This window comes from Streptomyces sp. NPDC020996 (assembly GCF_040641355.1).
Classification (GTDB): Bacteria; Actinomycetota; Actinomycetes; order Streptomycetales; family Streptomycetaceae; genus Streptomyces.
Genome location: NZ_JBFADM010000044.1, coordinates 49,249 through 72,341, shown reverse-complemented (window position 1 = coordinate 72,341; position 23,093 = coordinate 49,249). Strand labels below are relative to the sequence as shown.

Sequence of the window (23,093 nt, the reverse complement as noted above, 5' to 3'; positions counted from 1 at the left end):
AAGACCATCGTCGCGGTCAACAAGGACCCCGAGGCCCCGATCTTCGACCTGGTCGACTACGGCGTCGTCGGCGACCTCTTCGACGTCGTCCCCCAACTCACCGAGGAGATCAACGCCCGCAAGGGCTGATCGCCCCCGAATCACGGCCCCGAGGCCCCCGCGACCGCGCGAACGGTCGCGGGGGCCTCGGCCCGTTCATCCGGCGCTGACGGCGACGGCGGACCGCGCCGAGGCGGCTGTTGACCGGCGGGAAGATGCGCGGATACCGTCATTCAACGGATTGTTGATTCCGCTCGGCGGAAAGCGGCAGGCGGGAGACGTGGCATGGGGCAGGACCGGCGGTCGGAGGTGCCGACGAGCCTCGCGGGCGCCGTCAGCGAGGAGATCGGCGCCTTCCTCGCGCCGGTCGACGCCGAACTGGAGCGCCGCTACCCCGGCGACCCGGGCACCCGTCAGCCCGTCCACACGGTCTACGTCCCCGCTGACGTGTTCGCCGCCGGCACCGTCCGCTCCTGGGGCGACCGGGCCCTCGCCGCCCTCGACGAACACGCCCCGGACGCCGCCTCCTTCGCCGCCGTACTCGGCCTGTCCGGCGACCTCGCCGAGGCCGTCCACGCGCGCGTGCGCGTCAAGCTCGAGCGCGAGCCGGTGGAAGACCTGCGCATCGACTTCGAGGACGGCTACGGCCCCCGCCCGGACGCAGAGGAGGACGAGGCGGCGGCCCGGGCGGCCCGGCTGGTCGCGCAGGCGTACGCGACGGGCACCGCGGCCCCCTGGACGGGCATCCGCATGAAGTGTCTGGAGGCGCCGGTGCGCGACCGGGGCATCCGCACCCTCGACGTCTTCCTCACCGGCCTGACGGAGGCCGGCGGCCTGCCCGACGGGCTGCTGCTGACGCTGCCGAAGGTGACCTACCCCCAGCAGGTCACCGCCATGGTCCGGCTCCTGGAGGCGTTCGAGCAGGCGCGGGGACTGCCGCCCGGCCGGATCGGCTTCGAGATCCAGATCGAGACCGGCCAGGCCGTCCTCGCCGCCGACGGCACCGCGACGGTCGCCCGCCTGATCCAGGCGTCCGAAGGCCGCGCCACCGGCCTGCACTACGGCACCTTCGACTACAGCGCGGCCCTCGGTGTGTCCGCCGCCCACCAGGCCCCCGACCATCCGGTCGCCGACCACGCCAAGGCGGTCATGCAGGTCGCGGCCGCGGGCACCGGCGTGAGGGTGTCGGACGGGTCGACGAACGTGCTGCCCGTCGGCCCCACCGAGCAGGTCCACGAGGCCTGGCGGCTGCACTACCGCCTCACCCGCCGCGCCCTGGCCCGCGCCTTCTACCAGGGCTGGGACATGCACCCCGGCCACCTGCCGACCCGGTACGCCGCCGTCTTCGCCTTCTATCGCGAGGGCTTCCGGCAGGCCGCCGACCGCCTCGCCCGCTACGTCGCCCGGACCGGCGGCGATGTGCTGGACGAGCCCGCCACCGCCAAGGCCCTCGGCGGCTACCTGCTGCGCGGACTGCACTGCGGTGCGCTCGACGACGCCGAGGTCGCCGCGGCGACCGGTCTGACCAGGGCCGACCTGGAAGGCTTCGTGGCCCCGCGCAGGCCGCCGCAGGGACCCGGCACCGGCAACGGGTCCGGCGCCGGTTCCGGTGTCGACCGCGTCGGTGATCAGCCGGTCGCCCGCTGAACCCGTACGTACCGCTCCAGCCCGGACGAGGCGACCGGTCCCTCCTCCGCGAACAGTGCCGTGCCCCGCGCGCACAGCCGTCGGTCGGCCCGCGCCCGGCCGCAGAACTCCTCGGGCGTTACCCCGAACAGCTCCCTCAACCGGCGTGAGCGCGGCAGGAGTTCGGTCGGCAGCGGGCGCCGGCCCGGATGCGCGCGCGGCACGCCGGCGCCGTCGTGCAGCACCCCGCGACGGTTGACGTAGGCGAACGCGCCGGGCAGCACGGTGCCGTGGGCCGGCTCGATCCGGACGGCGGGCGAGGGCAGCCACGCGCGCCGGTGGTTGCCGTGCGGCAACGGCACGCCCTCGCTCGCGTCGATCATCGCCAGCTGCTCGGCGTCCAGCCAGAGGACGAACAACTCCCGTACCGTCCCCGGGGATCCGACCGGCGACGCGGCCACGCAGCCCATCCGGCTGACGTGCGCGGAGACGCCGACGTCGATGCCCGTGACCCTCGACCGCACCATCGGCACCGGGGAGGCGATGCCGGCCTCGGCCGTCTTGCTGCGCAGCTGACCGGGGCAGGCGTTGGAGCCGATCGCGAGGACGGGCGCGCGGTCGTCGTGCACCGGCCGGTCCAGCGGCAGCAGCCGGCCGCCGTCGAGGAGGCCGGACTCCGCGGGCCGGGCGCCGGGACAGCGCAGCGGATCGTAGCGCGGCGCCTCGGCCGGGCCGGACGCCCGGAGAGTGCGGTCCCGCACGGGCACGGGCCGCTCAGTCGGCCGGCGGCAGCTCGCCCGAGCCGCGGGCGATCAGCCGGGTCGGCACGTCGATGCGCTCCGGGACGACCAGGGTGCCGTCGAGCTGGCGGAACAGGCGCTCGGCCGCGATGCGGCCGATGGCCGCCGGGTCCTGGGCGATCACGGTGACGCCGGGCTGCAACAGGTCGGCGAGCTCGATGTCGTCGAAGCCCACGAGGGCGACCGGGCGGGACCGCTCGGCGAGGACGCGGATCACGGTGACCGTCACCCGGTTGTTGCCGGTGAAGATCGCCGTGACCGGGTCAGGGCCGGAGAGCATCTGCTCGGCCGCGCGGCGCACCCGCTGCGGGTCGGTGACGCCCAACGACATCCAGGAGTCCGCCACCGGTATGCCGGCGTCCTCCATCGCGGCCCGGTAGCCGCGCAGCCGCTCGGCCGCCGTGTGGATCCGGGGCATGTCGCCGATGAAGCCGATCCGGCGGTGGCCGTGGGCGATCAGGTGGGCGACGCCGTCGCGGGCACCGCCGTAGTTGTCCGACAGGACCACGTCGGCGTCGATCTTCCCGGCCGGACGGTCGACGAAGACCACGGCGACGCCCGCCTTGATCTCGGGCTCCAGATAGCGGTGGTCGTCACCGGCCGGGATCACCACCAGCCCGTCGACCCGCCGCGCGCACAGCGCGAGGGCCAGTTCCTGCTCACGGTCCGGGTCCTCCGCGCTGGAGCCGTTGATCAGCAGCGCTCCGTGGGCGCGGGCCACCTCCTCGACCGCGCGGCTGAGCGGGCCGTAGAACGGGTCGGCCAGGTCCTCGAGTATCAGGCCGATGCTCGCCGTGCGGCCCTTGCGCAGCACGCGCGCGCTGTCGTTGCGGCGGAAGCCGAGGGCGTCGATGGCATCTTGGACGCGGCGCTCCGTCTCCGGGGTGACGCCGGGCTCGCCGTTGACCACGCGGGAGACGGTCTTCAGGCCGACACCGGCGCGCGCGGCGACGTCCTTCATGGTCGGGCGGTTGCCGTAACGCGTCCCGGTGTGACGGTCTGTTCGGCGTGCGGTCTCGGGCACGATGCGCTGTCCTGTCCTGTTTCGCCCACGGGGCTGCCTCGAAGCGTGGGCCTGTATGAGGATGTGGCGTCGAGCATAGAGCCTGGACAACGTTGTCATGCGCGCGAGAGACTGTCCACCGCAAACTTCGGGCCCGCGCCCCCACCGCGAGACCGGTTCACTGTACATCGATGGTTGATGGGGGAACTTTCCCCTGGCTGACGGGAGATTCGATGGTTGACGGGGAGATCAGACACTGATGCACACCGACCTCGTGGCCGCGCTCGACATCGGCGGCACCAAGATCGCCGGCGCCCTGGTGGACGGCCTCGGCCGGATCCTGGTGCGAGCGCAGCGCGCGACGCCCGCTCAGGAGGACGGCGAGACCGTCATGGGAGCGGTGGAGGAGGTGCTCCGCGAACTGACCGGCTCGCCCCTGTGGCCGAGGGTCACGGCCATCGGCATCGGCAGCGCCGGGCCGGTGGACGCCTCCGCGGGCACGGTGAGCCCGGTGAACGTGCCGGGCTGGCGCGCGTACCCGCTGGTGCGGCGGGTGCGGGAGGCGGCCGGCGGGCTGCCGGTGGCGCTGATAGGCGACGGCGTGGCGATCACGGCCGCCGAGCACTGGCAGGGCGCCGCACGCGGACACGACAACGCGCTGTGCATGGTGGTCTCCACGGGCGTCGGGGGCGGTCTGGTGCTGGGCGGCCGGCTGCACCCGGGCCCGACCGGCAACGCGGGCCACATCGGCCACATCAGCGTCGACCTCGACGGGGACGCCTGCCCGTGCGGTTCGCGGGGCTGCGTCGAGGGCATCGCGAGCGGGCCCAACATCGCCCGCCGCGCCCTGGCCGACGGCTGGCGGCCCGGCCCCGGCGGCGACGCCTCCGCCGCCGCGGTGGCGGACGCCGCCCGCGCCGGCGACCCGGTCGCCCTCGCCTCCTTCGAACGTGCCGCCCAGGCGCTGGCCGCCGGCATCGCGGCCACCGCGACCCTGGTCGAGATCGACATCGCCGTGATCGGCGGCGGGGTGGGCAAGGCGGGCGAGGTGCTGTTCACGCCGCTGCGCAAGGCCCTCGGCGACTACGCCACCCTGTCCTTCGTGCGGCACCTGACCATCGCGCCGGCCCAGATGGGCACGGACGCGGGCCTGGTGGGAGCGGCCGCGGCCGCCCTCGCCGGACGCCCGGACACCGCGCCGGTCTGACCGGAGCCCGACAGACGGGCAGGAACGTTCCCCCGCGCGCCGCGCCGTGCTGCCCCGCCGCGCGCTGAGCACTGTGCGCCGGGCTCCGTGCCCAGTGCCTGGGTGGCGGGGGAGGGGGGCTGGTGCCGGGTCCTGTCTGCCGGGTGCTGAGCTCCGGCCCCGGCCCCGGCCGCGGTCCCGTGCCCCGTGTCTGGGTGTCCTGGGTCCGGTGCCGAGTCCTGTGCCCTGGCCCCGGACCCGTGCTCGGGCAACCTGGGTCCGAGTCCGAGTCCGGGTCCGGGTCCGGGGCCGAGTCCGGGGTGCCGGTCGCCCGGCCCGGTGTACGGGCTCGGTGGGGCGGCGGCACGTACGCCGGACACCGTGGGCCGAGTCGTCGTAGCCGCGCCTGGACGCGGTCGCCGCACGCGGGGCGGCGACCGCCACGGCGGCATCGTTGTGCGGCGCACTCACCGGTGACGCGGTCGAGCAGGAAGGCCCAGGGCGCGGCGGCCTGTTCCGCCTCGGTCGGTGAAGCGGCCGCCGTGGTGTCGGCAGGCGATCACGTGGGAGTTCCCCGCCCCTGTCGGCCGGGTACCCGTCGGCTTCTGGGGCAGCTGGTCGTGGAGGTGCCGTGGTGGAGACGCCGGAAGACCGCATCGCCGATCCCCGGGGTGCCCGCACTCCTTACGGGCCGGGCATGGGCAAGGCGGTCGTTCGAGGCCGTCGAACCTCCGCCCCCGCACGAGAGCACCACGTGCGGCTTTCCCCTCCGGTTCGCCACCGGGTGCACTCGCCCCGTCCGCACCCGCACCGAGACCGGCCCAGTGCCCCGGCTTGCCGCCGCCCCCGAGGTGCGGGACGAGCCGTCCGCCGCGGAGGCCGACGCCCGCGGCCGGGCGGGGGGCGACCTGATCGACCGGACGACGGCCCGCCGCAACGCCGGGAAAGGAGCGGCGACCCCGTGAGCACCTTCGACGAGCTGCCCGTTCTGCGGGACCTCCGGGAGCCGGCCCGCCTGGTGGACAGCACCCCCCACCTCTATGTGCGCTGGTCGCACGGCCCCGAGGCCGACGAGAACCACCGGGAGAGCCGGGACGCCCTGACGGGGGTGCGCATGTCCGGGCTGTCCGCCAACCCGCTCGACGTCGAGCCGTGGTGGGAGGACCGGCCGGTCGAGCTGTGGGTGGCCCGCCGGCTCTACGACTACTCCCACCTGCCGCGGGAGAAGGGCGAGGGAGTGCGGCCGTGGGTCCTGCGGGGACGGGTCGAAGGGCGGGGCCCCGACAACGAGCCGCTGGTCACGAACGTCGAACCGGTCGGCTGGGTCGACGAGACGGTCATCCGGGAAGCGGCGGCCGCGGTCGTCGACCAGCGGGGGCCGTGGGGTCCCATGAGACGCGACGCGGGCTGAGCACGGAGCGTGACCCGGACGCCGTCCGCGCAGTTGGAACGGGCATGAAGAAGCGCAGCATGCTCGCCATCGCCTCCCTCGCCGCCGGATTCGTCGTCGCGGCCGTCACCCCGTCCCACGCCGACGCGACCCACGGCCTCGCGGACCTGAACGTGCCGGACACCGTCGGCAGCGTCGATCACACCGTCGGTCATGACAGCCCGGCTCCCGACGACGCGGCCGCGGGGAAGGAAGGCTGACGCGGCCGGACGGCCGCGACCGGCGCCGGTGTCCTGGGACGGGGACGCCGGCGCCGCTCTGTGCGCCCTCAACTGGGGCTGGTTTCCGTGGCAGGGTGGAGCGGGCAAGCCACAGGGGGCCAACAGAAGAGGGGGACCCGTCCGTGATCGTGTGGATCAACGGAGCGTTCGGTGCGGGGAAGACCACCACCGCACGGGAACTGATCGAACTGATCCCGAACAGCACGCTCTTCGACCCCGAGGTCATCGGCGCGGCGCTCACGCACCTGCTGCCGCCCAAACACCTCGCCGAGGTCGGTGACTTCCAGGACCTGCCGATCTGGCGGCGGCTCGTGATCGACACCGCGGCCGCGATGCTCGCCGAGCTGGGCGGGACCCTCGTGGTGCCCATGACCCTGCTGCGCCAGGAGTACCGCGACGAGATATTCGGCGGCCTGGCCGCCCGCCGCATCGCCGTGCGGCACGTCCTGCTCGCCCCGGCCGAAACGATACTGCGTGCGCGCATAGCCAACCGGGAGGTCCCCGACGACCTCCCCGACGCGGACATCCGGGGACGGCAGTGGGCGTACGACCACATCGATCCCTACCGGGCCGCCCTCGCCTCCTGGCTCACGGCCGACGCCCACCTCGTCGACACCAGCGGCCTGAGTCCCTACGAGACGGCGGTGCGCGTAGCGGGGGCCGTGAGCAGCGGCGACGCGCCGGTGTGCGACATCGTGCAGACGCCCGAGCCCACCGCCGAGACCCTCGCCGCCGGCGTCCTCCTCTTCGACGAGCAGGACCGTGTGCTGCTGGTCGACCCCACCTACAAGGCGGGCTGGGAGTTCCCCGGCGGCGTCGTCGAGCCGGGCGAGGCCCCCGCACGGGCCGGTATGCGCGAGGTCGCCGAGGAGACCGGCATCCAGCTCGACGACGTACCGCGCCTGCTCGTCGTCGACTGGGAGGCGCCCGCGCCGCCCGGCTACGGAGGGCTGCGCCTGCTCTTCGACGGCGGCCTGCTCGACTCCGCGGAGGCGGCCCGGCTCCTGCTGCCCGGTCCCGAACTGCGCGACTGGCGCTTCGTCACCGAGCAGGAGGCCGCCGACATGCTCCCGCCGGTCCGTTACGAGCGGCTGCGCTGGGCCCTGCGGGCGCGGGAGCGCGGAGCGGCGCTGTACCTGGAGGCGGGCGTCCCCTGCGGCTGAGCCGACGGCGCCGGCCGCCCCGGCGCGCGGTTCGGCGGGCGTGAGGCCCGGTGGGTTCAGCGGGCGTGGGTTCAGCGGGCGTGAGGCCGGCGGGCGTCCGTCTGCCGGTCCGCCGCCCGCCGGAGCACCGTCGACGCCTCGCCGTTCACCGGATCGCCGTGGCCGAAGCACGCCACGTCCGCGTCGAGCGCCGCCAGCCGGCGGAACGAGTCGAGCAGGCGGGCCCGGTCCAGGTTGAACACGCCCGGGATCACGCCCCGTCCACCGGCGCCGCCGCGACCGTGTCCCCGGTGAACAGCACGCCGTGCCGGGGGAGATGGAGGGCGATGCTGCCGTCCGTGCGACCGGGGACGTGGACGACCCGGGCCCCGCCGCCGAAGCCGAGGACGCCGCCGTCGGACAGCTCGGTCAGCCGCTCCGGGCGCGCGGAGTCCCCGTCCGGCAGGAGACCGGCGGCCTTCGCGTGCAGCGGGCGCTCCCAGTCCTCGAACACCGGGGGCGGGCCCGGCGTTTCGCCCCGGACCGCGGCGGTGTCCAGGCGGTGGGACAGCACCTCCGCGCCGGTCCGCGCGTACAGTTCGCCCGCCCCGCCCGCGTGGTCGACGTGGAAGTGGGTGAGCACGACCCGCCGCGGGGTCCCGAGGGACCGGGCCGCGGCGGCGATCCGCGCCGCGGCGCCGGGCGCCCCCGCGTCGACGAGCGTCACGGCGTCGCCAGCCAGCCGCAGGTACGCCTGGCCGACGGCGAAGCGCAGCAGGTGCAGCCGGGGGAGGATCTCGATGACGTCCACGGGAGGAACGTAAGGGCGCCCCACCGTGCGGCGGGGCGCGCCTGGGCCCTGTCGTTTGGATCATCCCGGCGTCGCGGGCCCTGGCACGCGCGTCTGCCGCGTCGTCGTCGGTCCCCGATTCCCCCACGCTCGGCTGCGCTCGCGCGGGGGACCCCCATCGCGTCGGCTCCCTCCTCCGCCTTGCAGCTACACGCACCAGCCCCCGCTCGGGTCGGCCGTAAGGCACCGCGCCTCACAGCCGACCTGATCCAAACGACAGGGCCTGGCCGTGGGCAGAGCGGTCAGCTCGCCGCGTAGTTGCGCAGGAACAGCGCCTCGGCCACCGACAGACGCTCCAGTTCCGCGGGCGACACGCTCTCGTTGACGGCGTGGATCTGCGCCTCCGGCTCGCTCAGCCCGATCAGCAGGATCTCCGCACGGGGGTAGAGGGACGCGAGGGTGTTGCACAGCGGGATGGAGCCGCCCTGGCCGGCGTACTGCATCTCCTGGCCGGGGTACGCGACCGCCATGGCGTCCGCCATGGCCTGGTACGCCGGGCTGGAGGTGTCCGCGCGGAAGGGCTGGCCCTGGCCGATCTGCTCGGTGCTCACCCGCGCGCCCCACGGCGTGTGCGCCTGGAGGTGGGCCTGCAGCAGCTTGGTCGCCTCGGCCGCGTCCACGCCCGGCGGCACCCGCAGGCTGATCAGCGCGCGGGCGCTCGCCTGCACGGACGGGGTGGCGCCGACGACCGGCGGACAGTCGATGCCGAGCACCGTGACGGCCGGACGCGCCCAGATCCGGTCGGCGACCGAACCGGAGCCGGTCAGCCGCACGCCGTCGAGCACCTTGGCGTCCTGGCGGAACTGCTCCTCGTCGTAACTCAGCCCCTCCCACGGCGTGGTGGGGGCCAGACCGTCGACCGTCGTCGAGCCGTCCTCGGCGCGCAGCGAGTCGAGGACGCGGATCAGGGCGGCCAGCGCGTCCGGCGCGGCGCCGCCGAACTGCCCGGAGTGCAGATTGCCTTCGAGCGTGTCGATCTGCACGCGGACCATGGTCATGCCGCGCAGGGTCGAGGTGACCGTCGGCAGGCCCACCCGGAAGTTGCCCGCGTCGCCGATGACGATGGTGTCGGCCGCGAGGAGGTCCGGGTGCTCCTCGGCATACCGCTCCAGGCCGCCCGTGCCCTGCTCCTCCGAGCCCTCGGCGATGAACTTCACGTGCACGGGTATGCCGCCGTCGGCCTTGAGGGCGCGCAGCGCGAGCAGGTGCATGATCACCCCGCCCTTGCAGTCGGCGGCGCCGCGCCCGTACCAGCGGCCGTCGCGTTCGGTCAGCTCGAAGGGCGGGGTGGCCCAGGCGGACTCGTCCAGCGGGGGCTGCACGTCGTAGTGGGCGTACAGCAGTACCGTCCTGGCGCCTTCGGGGCCGGGCAGGAAGCCGTAGACCGACTGGGTGCCGTCCGGCGTGTCGAGCAGGGCGACGTCCTGGAAGCCCTCGGCGGCGAGCGCGTCGGCGACCCAGCGGGCGGCGCCCTCGCTCTCGCTCCTGGGGAATTGGTCGAAGTCCGCCACCGACTTGAAGGCCACCAGTTCGGCGAGCTCCGTCCTCGCCCTCGGCATCAGCGCGGCGACGGTCTCGGCGACCGGATTCGACGACATGGGCACGCTCCTTGTGGGTGCGACGTTGTACGAGTGAAGTGCTGCGATCCTCCCACAGCGGCCTGCGACGACGTCCGCCGTAGGATGCACGGGACAGGTGCGGCAGCGGCTTGATCGGAGCAGTAGACCATCGTGAGCGGCGAGAACTCTTCGGCGGACGACGTGCAGCGGGTGTGGGACGTCGTCGTGGTGGGCGCGGGACCCGCGGGGGCCTCGGCCGCCTACGCGGCGGCGGTCGCGGGGCGGCGTGTGCTGTTGCTGGAGAAAGCCGAACTGCCGCGCTACAAGACGTGCGGCGGAGGCATCATCGGCCCCTCCCGCGACTGCCTGCCGCCCGGGTTCGAACTGCCGCTGCGCGACCGGGTGCACGCGGTGACGTTCTCCCACAACGGCCGCTTCACCCGTACCCGCCGCTCCAAGCAGATGCTGTTCGGGCTGATCAACCGGCCCGAGTTCGACCACCAGTTGGTCGAGCACGCCCAGAAGGCGGGCGCCGAACTGCGGACCGGCGTCACCGTGCTGCGCGTAGAGCAGCACGGTTCGGCGGTGCCCGACCGGCGCACGGTCGCCGTGGTCCTCCAGGGCGGCGAGACGCTGCTGGCGCGGGCGGTCGTCGGCGCGGACGGCAGCGCCGGCCGGATAGGGGCGCACGTCGGCGTCAAGCTGGACCAGGTGGACCTCGGTCTGGAGGCCGAGATCCCGGTGCCGGAGACCGTCGCGGAGGACTGGAAGGGGCGGGTGCTCATCGACTGGGGCCCGATGCCCGGCAGTTACGGCTGGGTGTTCCCCAAGGGGGACACGCTGACGGTCGGTGTGATCTCCCGGCGCGGCGAGGGCGCCGCCACCAAGCGCTATCTGGAGGAGTTCATCGGCCGGCTCGGCCTGGCCGGCTTCGAACCGAGCATCTCCTCCGGCCATCTGACGCGCTGCCGGGCCGACGACTCGCCGCTGTCGCGGGGGCGGGTGCTGGTGTGCGGCGATGCGGCGGGGCTGCTGGAGCCGTGGACCCGGGAGGGGATCTCCTTCGCGCTGCGCTCCGGGCGGCTCGCGGGGGAGTGGGCGGTGCGGATCGCCGAGGCGCACGACGCGGTGGACGCCCGGCGCCAGGCCCTGAACTACGCGTTCGCGATCAAGGCGGGCCTCGGCGTCGAGATGAGTGTCGGCAAGCGGATGCTGGCGGCCTTCGAGCGCCGTCCCGGGCTGTTCCACGCGGCGCTGACCGGCTTCCGTCCCGCGTGGAACGCGTTCAAGGACATCACCCAGGGCTCGACCTCGCTCGGTGAGCTGGTCCGCGGCCACCCCATGGCGCAGCGGGCCCTGGGCGTGCTGGACCGCCGTCCCGCCGAGGGTGAGGTCACCCCGTGACGGTGATGCGGAAGACCGGGTGGTCGGGGGCGATGCGGCGCAGATCGGCGTCCGGGGAGTCGGGGCCGACGCCGTTGAAGAACACCCCGACCTCGGCCTTCCAGCGCTTGAGGTAGGCGCGCAGCAGCGGGACCTTGTCGTCGTCGGCGACCTCGACGGCGGTGAACACGTCCACGCGCTTGCCGAGATGCAGCTCGCCCCCGCCGGCCGCGCGCATGTTGTGGGTCCACTGCACGTGGCCGCGCGGGGCGAGCAGGTACTGCTGCCCGTCCACGGTCAGCAGGTTCACCGGGGTGGTCCGCCACTGTCCGCTCTTGCGGCCGCGGACCGCCAGCACCCTGGAGCCCCAGACGCTGACGCCCCTGCGGGTCATCCACGCGACGAAGCGGTTCATGACGTTGACGGTGAACCAGCCGGGCTTCTGGACGTGCGTGGACATGGTGATCCCCATCTGCTTTCAGAGCGTCGCTCTCTTTTGTGAGCACTGCTCTCGCTCATGGGACAGTCTGCACGCGTCGGCGACCCATGGCAAGAGCACTGCTCTCTTTTGTGTTCACTGCTCCTTTCTGTGTGCACTGCTCTCGTTCCGTGCGAGACTGCATACATGAGCACCGCACACAGCGCCCGCGCCCGCGCCCGGATCGAGGTCACCGCGGCCATCAAGGACGCGGCCCGCAGACAACTCGCGGCCGACGGCGCCGCCAAGCTCTCGCTGCGCGCCGTGGCCCGCGAGCTCGGCATGGTCTCCTCGGCGCTCTACCGGTACTTCCCCAGCCGCGACGACCTGCTGACCGCCCTCATCATCGACGCCTACGACTCCCTCGGCGAGGCCGCCGAAGCGGCACACCGGACGCTCGCCGACGACGCCGGCCCCCTCCACCGCTGGACCGCCGTGTGCGGGGCGGTACGCGACTGGGCGCTCGCCAACCCGCACGAGTACGCGCTGATCTACGGCACGCCGGTGCCCGGCTACGCCGCCCCCGACACCACCGTCCCGGCCGCCGCCCGCGTCCCCCTCCTCCTGATCGGCGTCGTGCGCGACGCGCACCGGGACACCGGCGTGAGCGGGCCCCCACTGCCCGCCGAACTGCGCACCGAGGCGGAGCGGATGACCGCCGACGTCGCCCCGGGCCTTCCGCCGGCCGTGGTGACGGCCCTCGTCGCGGCCTGGGCCGAGCTGTACGGGCTCGTCGGGTTCGAACTCTTCGGCCAGTTCAACCGGGTCGTCGAGGACCGGGAGCCGTTCTTCCGGTACGCCGTGGAGAGGCTGGGCCGCGCGGTGGGCCTGGCATAGGCCCCGACGACGGGCCGACGACCGGCGCCGACGCGGACGGCAGCGGCAACGGGCCGGCGGGAATGCGGGAGTGGGCGGCCGCGCCGGGTGGCGCGATCGAGGCGGGGCCGCGCCGCGACGGGCGGTTCCGGGTGCTCGCCGTACTGCGGTTGCGGGGGAAGGCCGAGGAGGACGACCGGTGATCCGCGTACTGCTCGCCGACGACCAGTCCCCGGTGCGCGCCGGTTTCCGGGCGCTGCTCGACGCCCAGCCGGACATCGAGGTCGTGGCGAGGCCGCCGACGGCGAGGAGGCGCTGCGCGAGGTGTGCGAACTGCGCCCGGACGTTGTCCTGATGGACGTCCGTATGCCTTACCGGGAAAGCCGGTTCGCCGCCAGGGCGGACCGGGGTCGCCTACGAGTCGGGCCTGGTGCGCCCCGGCTGGCTGGGCTGACCGGACCGCTGGAAACGCAGCAGCACGCTCACCACCCGGACGGCGAACAGCACGGCCGCGATCACGAGCCCCGCGCGCACCAGCAACACCGAGAAGGCCGGCGGCAGGTCGAAGGCCGGCACCGGGCCCGCCACCGCCCCGAAGACCACCGCCGCCGCGAACGCCGCACTGCACAGCGCGTACCCGATCTCGGCGGTGACCGCGTCCCGCTCGGCCTGACCGCGTCGTCCCCCGTGATGCTCCATGGGAGAAGTCAACAGCCGGGCGCCCGGCGAATCAACGGCTCTGCCGGGCGCCCGCGGGGAGGGCGCCCTCGGACTGAGCAGCGCCCCCGGCTCAGCCCACGGCGGACCGCTCCCGCCACAGCTCGGCGACCGACGCGTCACCGCTCACGTCCGGGAACGGCGCCCGGTTCCACAGCGCGAGGTACAACCCCGCGGCGGACCCGGCCACTTCGCAGTCGGCGGGCTCCTCGCCGCCCAGCCCGGTCACCGGCGCCTCCGGCGAAAGCCGTACGGTCCACACGGCGCCGTCCACGTCCGTCGCCCGCACCCGCAGCACCCGGGGCTCCGCACTGCGGACCCGGCTCCTGGCGCGGGCGTGGAAGCCGCGCAGCAGCTCGTCGACGCCGTCCGCCGCGAAGGCGGGGGAGATCCCGGTGGGCGTGCCGCCGCTCGCCGTCTCCGCGTCGACGCGGTGCACGGTCGTCTCGTGCGCCTGGCGGCGCGCCCAGAAGGCGAGCGGTGACGGGGCGGGCAGGAAGTGCCAGCACTCGACGCCCGGCGCGGCGGAGGTCAGCGTGCCGACCAAGTGCCGGTGCGCGTCGCGGTACCAGGCCACCAGTTCGGCGCCGTCCTCGCCGGGCTCGTCCGGCATGGGCCGGAAGGAGGTGTGCCGCTCGGCGACGAACGCCGCCGCCCACCGGTGCACCACCCCCGTGTGCCGCAGCAGGTCCCGCACCTGCCAGCCCGGGCAGGCGGGGATCTCGGCGTCGCTTCCCGCCGCCTCCGCCGCCGCGGCCAGCAGGCGGCCCTCCCGGTCGAGGATCCGTACGAACTCGGCTGTCTCCATGGGGGGAGTGTGCCGGACGGAGCGCGGTCGAACGCAAGCCGGTTCCGTGGCCCTTACGCCGTGCCCCGACGCCGGTCGCCGGCGGACACGCCGCTGAACGGCTCAACAGCCTGGAATCGGGATAAACAGGTCATATCTTGCTCGGCATGGCGAAAATCCATATCACCTGCCTGGCGTGTACCGCAGCGGTCTTCGCGACCGCGCTCGGCGCGGCCCCGCCGGGCGCCGGTCACAAGGTCCACACGGTCCGTCCGGGACAGTCGATCCAGAAGGCGGTGGACGCCGCCGCGCCCGGAGACACCGTCCTCCTGGCACCGGGCGTCTACCACGAGAGCGTCGAGGTGACCACGCCCAGGCTCACCCTGCGCGGCAGCGGCCCCAGGACCGTGCTCGAGCCGGGCGCGAACGCGGGGAAGGGCACGGCCGACGGCCCGGCCGAGGCCCATGGCAAGGAGGCGGGCCCGGCCGAGGGCAGGCGCGAGGGCGCCGAGAAGTCCGCCGACAGTTGCGCCGCCGGCGGCAACGGCATCTGCGTGGTGGGCACCAAGGGCCACGAGGTGAAGGGCGTCACCGTCGCCTCCCTGACGGTGACCGGCTTCGCCAGGGCCGGCGTGTACAGCACATACACCACCGATCTCACCGTCCGCGACGTGTCCGCGGTCCGGAACACCGTGTGGGGCATCGCCCAGGAGCGGTCGATCCACGGCGTGTTCCAGGGCAACACCGTGCGGGACAACGGCGACGCGGGCCTGTTCATCGCCAACACCGTCAAGGCCGAGGAAGGGGCCGTGGACACCCGCGGCACGGTGGTGGAGTACAACCGGCTGCAGGGCAACCGCACCGGCGTCACCGTCCGGCGCCTGCGCGACGTCGACGTGGTGCGCAACGACATCACCGGCAACTGCGTGGGCGCCTTCGTCGTCGGCGACGAGAACAAGCCGAAGGCCGGCGACCTGGTCATCGCCTACAACCGCATCGTCCGCAACAACAAGTCCTGCCCGAAGACCGCGCGGCTGCCCGCCCTGCAGGGCTCCGGTGTCGTCCTCACCGGCGCCGAGCAGAACGCGGTGCGGGACAACTGGATCACGGACCACGCCGGCACCTCCCCGCTGTCGGGCGGCATCGTGCTGTTCAAGAGCTTCGTCGGCGCCACCAACGACCACAACCGCATCAGCGACAACGTGCTGCGGCGCAACTCTCCGGCCGACCTCGTCGACGCGGACACCGGCAAGGACAACACCTTCACCGACAACACCTGCCGGGTGTCCAAGCCCGCGGGACTGTGCTGACCGGCCGCCCGCGGCCGGCCGTGAACCACACAAGGAAGAAAGGCGGCACATGACGACCGAACAGACCGCACCACCGCCGTCCATGCGGCTCAGGGAGCTCGCATTCGGGGCGGCGTGCGCCGCCGCCCTGCGCGCGGCGGCCCGGCTCGGCGTGGCCGACGCCCTCGGCGACGGCCCCACGAGCGTGGAGGACCTGGCGGCCGCGGTGAAGGCCGAACCCCGGCCGCTGCGGCGGCTGTTGCGCGCCCTGTCCTGCTACGGCGTCTTCGCCGAGCGGCAGGACGGGACGTTCGAGCACACGGACATGTCCCGGCTGCTGCGGGAGAACGACCCGCACAGCCTGCGCTACATCTCGCTGTGGTGCACCGAACCGTGGACCTGGGACGCCTGGCCGAAACTGGACGAGGCGGTGCGCACCGGCCGCAACGTCGTGGAGGACCTGTACGGCAAGGAGTTCTTCGTCTACCTCAACGAGGACGCCCCCGAGTCGGCCGAGGTCTTCAACCGCGCCATGACGACGTCCAGCATGCAGTCCGCCCAGGAGGTCGCCGCGGTCCTCGACCTGTCGGGGAGCACCTCGGTCGTGGACATCGGCGGCGGCCAAGGCCACGTCGTGGCGAGCCTGCTCGACAAGTACCCCTCGATGCACGGCACCCTGCTCGACCTGCCGCAGGTGGTGGAGAGGGCCGATCCGCGGCTGCGCGGCTCGGGAGACCTCGCCGGCCGGGTGAGCATCGTCCCCGGCGACTGCCGTGAGGCCGTCCCCGTCCGGGCCGACGTGTACGTCATCAAGAACATCCTGGAGTGGGACGACGACAGCACCGCCCGCACCCTGCGCAACGTCATCGGGACGGGCGGCCCCGGCACCCGGGTCGTCGTCATCGAGAACCTGGTGGACGACACCCCCTCGATGCGGTTCAGCACCGGCATGGACCTGCTGCTGCTCCTCAACGTCGGCGGGGCCAAGCACACCACCGAGAGCATGGTCGGCCGGCTGACCGACGCGGGCCTCGTCATCGACGACATCCGCCCCGTCAACCCCTACCTGCACGCGTTCGACTGCCACGTCCCCGCCTGACCGGGCAGACCCGACCGCACAGACGACCGGCCGCCGGGTCCGCAGCGCCACGGACCCGGCGGCCGGTCGTGCGGGGCCGGGGTCACCGGACCGAGTCGCGCTCCCAGAGGTAGAAGCGGCGCGCCATGGCGTCCTCCGGCTTGCGCCAGGTCGCCGGGTCGTAGGCGGAGACATGCGCCTGGAGCCGCTCGCTGAGGTCCCGGAACTCGGGGTGACCGGCCACCTCGGCGATGACGGGCCGCGGGTCGTGCTCGGTCTCGATGACGTGCAGGTACACGTCGTTGAACTGGAAGAGGCTGCGCCGGGAGACGCCGACCAGGTGCGGCAGTTCCCCCCGGTCGGACTCCTCGAACAGCTTGGCGATGTCCGGGGCCGAGCCCGGCTTCATCCGGGCGACGATCACTGTCTGGTGCATGGGGCTGTCTCCGTTCGGTTCAGTGGTCCAGGCCCGGCGCGGACCCGCGCTCGGCGGCGGTCTTCTCGATGCGGTCCCGGATCAACGCCATCTGCACCTGGGAGTTGCGGTTGATGTTGTCCGTCATCCAGGCGTCGTCCACGGGCGCGTCCGGCTTCATCTCGAAGTCCTGCGTCCACACCATCCGCACGCCCTCGGGCATCTCCTCGTACTCCCAGAGGATGTTCATGTAGGAGAAGGGGCCCGTCTCGACCCGGCGGGCGCGCACGGTCAGCGACTCGCGGTCCGGCTCCCGCTCCGAGACCCAGCTCCACACGGTGCCGTTCTCGTCGGGGTGCATGGTCAGCCGGAACCGGGTCCGGTCGCCGTCCCGGGACAGGATCTCCACGGAGGCGTACTCGCTGAACAGCTGGGGCCAGCTCTCCAGGTCGTTGGTCATGTCCCACACCAGGTCCAGCGGTGCGGCGATGACGATCTCGTTCTGCGTGTGTCCGGCCATGTCAGGCTCCTGCCACGAGGGCGCTGTTGACGAGGTCGAGGAACTCCCGGGGCGTCTTGCAGCGCTCCGCGTCGGGGGGAAGTGGCGCGCCGTAACGGTTCTCCAGCTCACCCACGACGCCGAGCAGTCCGAGCGAGTCGATGCCGATGGCGTCGAACCCGGTGTCGTAGCGCTGCTGCAGTTCCTCCGGAGCGACGGTGACGCCGGCGGCCTTCTTCATCAGCTCGGCCAGCTCCTCCACCGTGATGCGGTCACTCATGTGGTTGTTCTCCTTGGCTTGTCGGTGCCTCACTGGGAGGCGTCGGCGGCGCCGCGCCGCAGCACGAGCGCCGAGTTCGACCCCATCAGTCCCCGGCTGAGGACCAGCGCCGTGCGCAACTCGGCGGGACGGGCCCGGCCGGTCACGAGGTCGAGGTCGTGGCAGACGTCGAAGACGTTCGGGGTGGGCGGGATCAGGCCGTGCTCCATCGCGAGCACCGCCGCGGCGGTGTCCAGCACCGGCGCCGCGCAGTAACTGCGGCCGATGCCGGTCTTGGGCGCGGTCACGGGCACCCGGGTGCCGTGCGCCCCGAGCGCGTCCGCGATCGCCAGGGCCTCGGCCCGGTCGGCCTCCGGCACGCCGAGCGCGTCGGCGAAGACGACGTCGATCTCCTCCGGGGCGCAGCCGGCCTCGGCCAGCGCGCCGCGGACGGCGTGGGCGAGCCCCTGCCGGGACTCCTCCCAGCGGGAGGAACCGGTGAACGTCGCCGCGTGCCCCGCGATCAGCGCCCGCACGGACGCCCCCCGGCCGCGGGCCGCGTCCTCGTCCTCCACGACGAGCATGGCGCCGCCCTCGGCGGGCACGAAACCGCAGGCTCCCGCGGTGAACGGGCGGTAGGCCCGCTCCGGGTCCTCCGCGGTGCTCAGCTCGGGATAGCCGAGCTGACACACGATCGAGCACGGGGCCAACGGCGCCTCGGTCGAACCGACGACGACCGTGTCGGTGCCGTTGCGCACCACCCGTGCCGCCTGCGCCAGCGCGTCCAGGCCGCCGGCCTCGTCGGCGGCCACCACCGAGCACGGTCCCCGGAAACCGTTGCGGATGGAGATCTGGCCGGTGCTGGCGGCGTAGAACCAGGCGATGGACTGGTACGGGCCGACGAACTTGCTGCCCTTTCCCCACAGCGCCTGCAGCTCGCGCTGCCCGAACTCGCCGCCGCCGGAGCCCGCCGCGGTGACCACCCCGACGGAGAACGACGCCTCGCCCGAGTCCGCCGGGCCGAGGCCGGCGTCGTCCAGCGCGCGGTCGGCCGCGGCCATCGCGAAGTGCGTGAACCGGTCGGTCTGGACGAGGTAGCGCTCCTCGACCGCCGAGGACGCCTCGAAGCCCCGGATCTCGCCGGCCACCCGCAGCGGCAGGTGCGTGCAGCCCTCACGGCTGACGCGGTCCAGGACGCTCAGGCCCTCCTGGGTGGCCTTCCAGAAGGTTCCGGTGCTGGTTCCGTTCGGCGCCATCACACCGATGCCGGTGACGGCGGCGCGCCGTGGTCGCGGTTGGCTCATCGTGCCCTCTCCCTCGGCCGGGTCAGGACCACCGCCGACTGGAATCCGCCGAACCCGCTGCCCACGGACAGGACGCTGTCCAGCTTCCGCTCACGGGCGACGCGGGGGACGTAGTCCAGGTCGCACTCCGGGTCCGGCGTCTCGTAGTTGGCGGTGGGCGGTACCACCTGGTGGGCCAGGGCCAGCACGCAGGCGACGACCTCGATGGCGCCGATCGCGCCGAGGGAGTGGCCCACCATGGACTTGATGGAGCTCATGGGCGTGTCGTAGGCGTGCTGTCCCAGGGCCCGTTTCACCGCCGCGGTCTCGTGCCGGTCGTTCTGCTGGGTGCCCGACCCGTGGGCGTTGACGTAGTCGATCGCCGTGGGGCCGAGCCGGGCGTGGTCCAGGGCCGTCTCGATCGCCCGGGCCATCTCCACGCCCTCCCGGGTCAGACCGGTCATGTGGTAGGCGTTGCCGAAGCTGGCGTAGCCGCCGACTTCGCAGTAGACCGGCGCGCCGCGGGCCAGGGCGTGCTCCAGCTCCTCCAGGACGAGGACGGCGCCGCCCTCGCCCATGACGAAGCCGTCCCGGTCGGCGTCGAAGGGACGCGAGGCGTGAGCGGCGTCGTCGTTGTTCGGGGAGGTGGCCTTGATCGCGTCGAAGCAGGCCATCGTGATCGGGGAGATCGGGGAGTCCGAGGCGCCGGCCAGACAGACGTCGGCCCGGCCCTCCTCGATCGTGTGGAACGCGTAGCCGACCGCGTCCAGGCCCGAGGTGCAGCCCGTGGAGACGGTCTGCACCGGACCGTGCGCCCCGAACCGCTCGGCCACCGCCGAGGCGAGGGTGCTGGGCGAGAACGCGCGGTGCAGGTGCGGCTCGGCCCGGTGGTGGTCCGCGTCCCACCGCTGTCCGCGGTGGGAGACCAGGACGTAGTCGTGCTCCAGCCTGGTGGTGCCGCCGACCGCCGTGCCCAGTGACACCCCGACCCGCCAGGGGTTCTCCCGTTCGAGGTCGAGGCCCGCGTCCAGCACCGCCTCCCGGCCCGCCACCAGGGCGAACTGGATGTACCGGTCGCTGCGCGCGATCTCCTCCGGGCCGAGCCCGTGGGCCGCCGGGTCGAAGTCGCACTCGGCGGCGATGCGCGAACGCAGGCCGGCCGGGTCGAAGAACGTGATGCCCCGGGTCGCGGTGCGACCGTGGGACAGCAGGTCCCAGAACGCCGGCACGCCGATACCGCCGGGTGCGACGACGCCTATGCCGGTGACCGCCACGCGCCTGCTCATGACGGCACCTGACGTCGCTCGGCCGTCCGGCCCTCCGCCGCGACGGCCGCGGGCTTCTCCGTGTCCACGTGACCGAGGTCCGGACGCGGCGCCAGCGGGCCGAGGTGGAAGACGACACGGGCCTCCACGTCGCCTACGTTGCGGAAACGGTGCCGCATGTGGGCCGGGATCATGAGTCCCTGCTCGGCCCGCAGCGGCTGGGGCTCGCCGTCCAGGTCCACCTCCAGCCGCCCGCACACGACGTAGATGAACTCCTCGGAGTACGGGTGGTAGTGCTCGGCGACGCTGTCCCCGGGCTGCACGATGGCCACTCCCATGAAACCGCTGGTGGAGCCGACCGTGGTGGGGGTGAGCATGGCGCGCAGGTCGCCGCCGCGCCGGGTGTTGGGCTCGACGTCGCCGAGATTCACGATTCTTGGGCGGGGTTTGGTCACGACGTTGCTCCGATCATGTGCTGTTACGACAGGGGGCCGTGGCCGCCGCGATCCGTGGGCCGGACGGTTCAGGCCTCGGCGGAGCGGCGGTCGGTGACGAGCTGCATGCGGGCGAGCTTCAGCACGCGCGTGAGGTCGCCGTCGCACGGCAACGTCGTCAGCTCGGCCAGCGGGCCGGGGTCCGGGATGCCGAGGACCAGTGCGGGGTCGGCGGCGTCGAGTCCGCCACGCACGTCGATGAGCCGCACCACGACCTGGTCGCGTTCGAAGAGGGTGCTGCGTACCACGGGGCTGCGCGGGTCGTCCGCCACCGCCTCGTCCTGCCGGGCCAGCAGCTCCGCCAGCCGCAGGCCGCAGCCGGGCCGGGCCGGGTAGTACAGGGCGTGCCGCTCCGTCTCCGGGTCCGGCTCTGCCGCCGTCACGTGGTGCACGGCGGGCAGGGCCGCCCGGGTGAAGAAGATCCGCGCGGACTCGGGGTCGTCGAGGTCGCGGTCCTGCTCCAGGTACGGGTTGATGGCCTCCTCGACGGCCCGCACCTCCGGCTGCCGGGCCACGTGACGCAGCGCCGCCATCAGGTCGCCCCGCACCTCGATGGCCCGGAACACGCGGTTGCCGTGCATGAACAGCGAGGTGCGGCACAGCCGGGTGGTGTCGTCGACCCGTGCCTCGGGCGGGTCGTAGTCGGACAGGATCGCCGCCACCGCCGCCTCGCTGCCCGGCTTGACGGTGAAGGTCAGCGCGTGGCGGATGAGGCCGTCACCGATCCGCGGCGAGGCCTGCAGCCGGCGCTCGCCGGGATCGGCCTGCGACGGACCACCGGTCTCGCGGACGATGTGGAAGCGCAGCGACCTGGTGTCCCGGACGCAGCTGTGCAGCGGCTCCACCATCCGGACGTGCTCTTCGCTGTTGACCCAGGTGAGAAATGGCGGGGCGCTCTCCCACTCGCTGGTGATCAGCCACTGGGAGGGGTTCTCGACCGACTGGCACAACTGGTCGCTGACGTGTCCGGGTACGGACGCCACCTGGTTGCACAACTGCTCGTAGGCCTCCAGGAACTGCTGCTGGGCTCCGTCGTAGACGTCCACCAGCAGGACGACACGGAGCCTGGAGCCGTCGAACACGGACTGGGAGACCCGGTTCGACATCTGACGTGCCAGTGATTCTGCGGCAGTCGTGGACGTGGTGGTCATGTGCGCAAATCTCCTTCGGGGGCTGTGGGGCGTCGGCCGCGGTGACGCGACGTCAGCGTGCCTCGATCCTGTGCCCGTCCCTGGAAGGCCGCGACTCGGATGAACTATGCGGGTGACCCGCTCCCGGCCCGCCGGGGTTCACACGAGATGGGCGAAGACCACCAGGTTGTCCGTGTAGTCCCGGACGGTGCGGTCGTAGTCGCCCGCGCAGGTGATCAGCCGGACCTGGGCCTGGGGGGTGTCGGCGTAGACGCGATCGCTGGGGAAGTCGTCCTTGCGGAAGGTCTCCGTGTCGTCGACGACGAAGGTCGCCTTGCGCCCGTCGGCGCGCACGACGGAGAACTGGTCACCCTTCCTCAGTTCACTGAGTCCGGCGAACACGGCCGCGGACGTCGTCGTGTCGACGTGGCCCGCGATGATCGCGGTGCCCGCTTCGCCGGGGGAGGCGCCCTTGGCGTACCAGCCGACGAGGTTGGTGTCGTGTGCGGGCGGCGGTTCGAGCTGACCGGTGGGACCGATGTCGAGGTCCGTGAAGGGGGCGTCGACCGAGATCTTGGGAATCAGCAGGCGCACCGGCCGGGACCGGGGCAGGTGTCTGTCCGCCCCCTGCGCGCCGGACGAGGCCGGCGCGGTCTCCTCCGAAGGGACCTCCGGGGCGGCCTGCGGGACGGCCTGTGAGGAGGCGGCGACCGGCACGCGGGGCGCTTCGGACGTCTTCTCCTGACTGCCGAGCAGGCTGACCGCGAGGACCAGGAGGCCGGCGGCGCACAGCATGGTCAGATTCGATGCGGACTTCGGTCCGGGAGCACCGGGAGCACTGGGGGCACCGGGGGCACCGGTGGAAGCCGGCTCGTCGTGGGGGGCGGGCGGAGCGGGGGCTGCCATGGAAGAGACCACCTCACTTGGACGCGGCAGCGGGGCGCGAGGGTACGAAAGGGCCGGCCGGGCCGCCACCGGGCACGCGGGTGGCGGCCACGGCGGCTATCGCATCCGGCATGGATCAGGCCAGGCCTGCGGCGCTCTTCTTACGCCGCGCCGCGTACAGACCGGCACCGGCGACCGCCAGGACGGCCAGGCCGCCCGCCGTCACACCCGGGTTGGCGAGGGCGCCGCCACCGGTGTGCATCCCGCCGTGCGGCTTCTTGTACTCGCCGCCCCAGTCCTTCTCCTTCTCCTTGCCCTTGTCCTTGTAGGACTCCGTGTCGTAGCCGGAGTCGTCCTTGCCGCCCCAGTCGCCGTTGACCGCGGTCAGCGCGCCGCCGCCGGTGTGCATTCCGCCGTGGGGCTTGTCGAAGCCGTCCTT

At 73.3% G+C, this 23,093-nt stretch carries 24 protein-coding genes and 5 pseudogenes; 13 read left to right on the top strand and 16 right to left on the bottom strand.

The annotated features are described in order from the left end of the window. Positions 1-129: pseudogene (locus tag AB0G63_RS26765) on the top strand (electron transfer flavoprotein subunit alpha/FixB family protein); the annotation flags it as partial. Between the two features lie 195 nt (positions 130-324). Further along, on the top strand, positions 325-1,686 hold the full coding sequence (locus tag AB0G63_RS26760; protein ID WP_360754966.1) for an aldolase/citrate lyase family protein: 1,362 nt from the start codon (positions 325-327) through the stop codon (positions 1,684-1,686). Here AB0G63_RS26760 and AB0G63_RS26755 read toward each other — a convergent pair. Then, complete coding sequence (locus AB0G63_RS26755; RefSeq protein WP_360754978.1) at positions 1,668-2,426, bottom strand: hypothetical protein; 759 nt, start codon at positions 2,424-2,426, stop codon at positions 1,668-1,670. The two genes, AB0G63_RS26760 and AB0G63_RS26755, sit on opposite strands and share 19 nt — an antisense overlap. A gap of 13 nt (positions 2,427-2,439) precedes the next feature. After that, a complete protein-coding gene (locus AB0G63_RS26750; RefSeq protein WP_360754962.1) occupies positions 2,440-3,489 on the bottom strand; it encodes a LacI family DNA-binding transcriptional regulator in 1,050 nt (349 codons plus the stop codon). A 238-nt stretch (positions 3,490-3,727) separates the two neighbouring features. Between AB0G63_RS26750 and AB0G63_RS26745 the strand changes: the two genes are divergently transcribed. From AB0G63_RS26745 to AB0G63_RS26725, 5 genes are all read left to right on the top strand, one after another. Then, positions 3,728-4,675 carry an ROK family protein gene (locus AB0G63_RS26745; protein ID WP_360754959.1) on the top strand — a complete coding sequence of 316 codons (948 nt, stop codon included), beginning with the start codon at positions 3,728-3,730 and terminating at the stop codon, positions 4,673-4,675. 803 nt (positions 4,676-5,478) lie between these two features. Continuing rightward, positions 5,479-5,619 carry a hypothetical protein gene (locus tag AB0G63_RS26740; protein ID WP_360754957.1) on the top strand — a complete coding sequence of 47 codons (141 nt, stop codon included), beginning with the start codon at positions 5,479-5,481 and terminating at the stop codon, positions 5,617-5,619. Beyond that, positions 5,616-6,065 carry a DUF6098 family protein gene (locus tag AB0G63_RS26735; RefSeq protein WP_360754954.1) on the top strand — a complete coding sequence of 150 codons (450 nt, stop codon included), beginning with the start codon at positions 5,616-5,618 and terminating at the stop codon, positions 6,063-6,065. The genes AB0G63_RS26740 and AB0G63_RS26735 overlap by 4 nt, the downstream gene beginning before the upstream one ends. A 44-nt stretch (positions 6,066-6,109) precedes the next feature. Beyond that, positions 6,110-6,304 carry a hypothetical protein gene (locus AB0G63_RS26730; RefSeq protein ID WP_360754952.1) on the top strand — a complete coding sequence of 65 codons (195 nt, stop codon included), beginning with the start codon at positions 6,110-6,112 and terminating at the stop codon, positions 6,302-6,304. 143 nt (positions 6,305-6,447) lie between these two features. Continuing rightward, positions 6,448-7,488, top strand: a complete 1,041-nt coding sequence (locus AB0G63_RS26725) for an NUDIX domain-containing protein (protein ID WP_360754949.1) — start codon at positions 6,448-6,450, stop codon at positions 7,486-7,488. Positions 7,489-7,559: 71 nt separating this feature from the next. Here AB0G63_RS26725 and AB0G63_RS26720 read toward each other — a convergent pair. Continuing rightward, a pseudogene (locus AB0G63_RS26720) lies at positions 7,560-8,278 on the bottom strand (MBL fold metallo-hydrolase). A gap of 281 nt (positions 8,279-8,559) precedes the next feature. Continuing rightward, the gene (locus tag AB0G63_RS26715) at positions 8,560-9,915 is read right to left on the bottom strand and encodes a dipeptidase (RefSeq protein ID WP_360754946.1); all 1,356 of its coding nucleotides are present in this window, start codon (positions 9,913-9,915) and stop codon (positions 8,560-8,562) included. Between the two features lie 132 nt (positions 9,916-10,047). Here AB0G63_RS26715 and AB0G63_RS26710 point away from each other — a divergent pair, with 132 nt between their 5' ends. Further along, on the top strand, positions 10,048-11,280 hold the full coding sequence (locus AB0G63_RS26710) for a geranylgeranyl reductase family protein (protein ID WP_360754943.1): 1,233 nt from the start codon (positions 10,048-10,050) through the stop codon (positions 11,278-11,280). Here the strand turns inward: AB0G63_RS26710 and AB0G63_RS26705 are convergent. Beyond that, complete coding sequence (locus AB0G63_RS26705; protein ID WP_360754941.1) at positions 11,270-11,719, bottom strand: nitroreductase family deazaflavin-dependent oxidoreductase; 450 nt, start codon at positions 11,717-11,719, stop codon at positions 11,270-11,272. The genes AB0G63_RS26710 and AB0G63_RS26705 overlap by 11 nt on opposite strands. A 165-nt stretch (positions 11,720-11,884) precedes the next feature. On the opposite strand from AB0G63_RS26705, the gene AB0G63_RS26700 reads away from it, so the two are divergent. The 3 genes and pseudogenes from AB0G63_RS26700 to AB0G63_RS26690 all read left to right on the top strand — a co-directional run. Further along, complete coding sequence (locus AB0G63_RS26700) at positions 11,885-12,574, top strand: TetR/AcrR family transcriptional regulator (protein ID WP_360754938.1); 690 nt, start codon at positions 11,885-11,887, stop codon at positions 12,572-12,574. 5 nt (positions 12,575-12,579) lie between these two features. Beyond that, positions 12,580-12,756, top strand: a pseudogene (locus tag AB0G63_RS26695) (sensor histidine kinase); the annotation flags it as partial. Further along, positions 12,753-12,925: pseudogene (locus AB0G63_RS26690) on the top strand (response regulator transcription factor); the annotation flags it as partial. The pseudogenes AB0G63_RS26695 and AB0G63_RS26690, both read left to right, overlap by 4 nt. A gap of 42 nt (positions 12,926-12,967) precedes the next feature. Here the strand turns inward: AB0G63_RS26690 and AB0G63_RS26685 are convergent. Beyond that, a complete protein-coding gene (locus tag AB0G63_RS26685) occupies positions 12,968-13,252 on the bottom strand; it encodes a DUF6332 family protein (RefSeq protein ID WP_360754936.1) in 285 nt (94 codons plus the stop codon). Between the two features lie 91 nt (positions 13,253-13,343). Further along, on the bottom strand, positions 13,344-14,078 hold the full coding sequence (locus AB0G63_RS26680) for a maleylpyruvate isomerase family mycothiol-dependent enzyme (RefSeq protein ID WP_360754934.1): 735 nt from the start codon (positions 14,076-14,078) through the stop codon (positions 13,344-13,346). Between the two features lie 146 nt (positions 14,079-14,224). On the opposite strand from AB0G63_RS26680, the gene AB0G63_RS26675 reads away from it, so the two are divergent. Next, positions 14,225-15,367 (top strand): right-handed parallel beta-helix repeat-containing protein, encoded by a 1,143-nt coding sequence (locus tag AB0G63_RS26675; RefSeq protein ID WP_360754932.1) that lies wholly within the window; start codon positions 14,225-14,227, stop codon positions 15,365-15,367. 49 nt (positions 15,368-15,416) lie between these two features. After that, positions 15,417-16,445: a methyltransferase gene (locus AB0G63_RS26670; protein ID WP_360754929.1), complete on the top strand. Its 1,029-nt coding sequence runs from the start codon at positions 15,417-15,419 to the stop codon at positions 16,443-16,445. An 82-nt stretch (positions 16,446-16,527) separates the two neighbouring features. Here AB0G63_RS26670 and AB0G63_RS26665 read toward each other — a convergent pair whose 3' ends face one another. The 9 genes and pseudogenes from AB0G63_RS26665 to AB0G63_RS26625 form a co-directional block, all read right to left on the bottom strand. Continuing rightward, positions 16,528-16,860: a TcmI family type II polyketide cyclase gene (locus AB0G63_RS26665; protein ID WP_360754926.1), complete on the bottom strand. Its 333-nt coding sequence runs from the start codon at positions 16,858-16,860 to the stop codon at positions 16,528-16,530. A gap of 19 nt (positions 16,861-16,879) precedes the next feature. Further along, a complete protein-coding gene (locus tag AB0G63_RS26660; protein ID WP_360754923.1) occupies positions 16,880-17,359 on the bottom strand; it encodes an SRPBCC family protein in 480 nt (159 codons plus the stop codon). 1 nt (position 17,360) lies between these two features. Continuing rightward, positions 17,361-17,618, bottom strand: coding sequence for an acyl carrier protein (locus tag AB0G63_RS26655; RefSeq protein WP_360754922.1), 258 nt, complete (start codon positions 17,616-17,618; stop codon positions 17,361-17,363). 29 nt (positions 17,619-17,647) lie between these two features. Then, on the bottom strand, positions 17,648-18,901 hold the full coding sequence (locus tag AB0G63_RS26650) for a ketosynthase chain-length factor (RefSeq protein WP_360754919.1): 1,254 nt from the start codon (positions 18,899-18,901) through the stop codon (positions 17,648-17,650). Next, positions 18,898-20,166 carry a beta-ketoacyl-[acyl-carrier-protein] synthase family protein gene (locus AB0G63_RS26645; RefSeq protein WP_360754916.1) on the bottom strand — a complete coding sequence of 423 codons (1,269 nt, stop codon included), beginning with the start codon at positions 20,164-20,166 and terminating at the stop codon, positions 18,898-18,900. The genes AB0G63_RS26650 and AB0G63_RS26645 overlap by 4 nt, the downstream gene beginning before the upstream one ends. Further along, positions 20,163-20,600, bottom strand: a complete 438-nt coding sequence (locus AB0G63_RS26640; RefSeq protein WP_360754913.1) for a cupin domain-containing protein — start codon at positions 20,598-20,600, stop codon at positions 20,163-20,165. The genes AB0G63_RS26645 and AB0G63_RS26640 overlap by 4 nt, the downstream gene beginning before the upstream one ends. Positions 20,601-20,668: 68 nt before the next feature. Next, entirely contained in the window at positions 20,669-21,790 is a 1,122-nt protein-coding gene (locus tag AB0G63_RS26635) for a SchA/CurD-like domain-containing protein (RefSeq protein ID WP_360754910.1), read from the bottom strand. Between the two features lie 138 nt (positions 21,791-21,928). Further along, positions 21,929-22,564 carry a class F sortase gene (locus tag AB0G63_RS26630; RefSeq protein WP_360754908.1) on the bottom strand — a complete coding sequence of 212 codons (636 nt, stop codon included), beginning with the start codon at positions 22,562-22,564 and terminating at the stop codon, positions 21,929-21,931. Positions 22,565-22,790: 226 nt separating this feature from the next. Next, positions 22,791-23,093, bottom strand: a pseudogene (locus tag AB0G63_RS26625) (hypothetical protein); the annotation flags it as partial.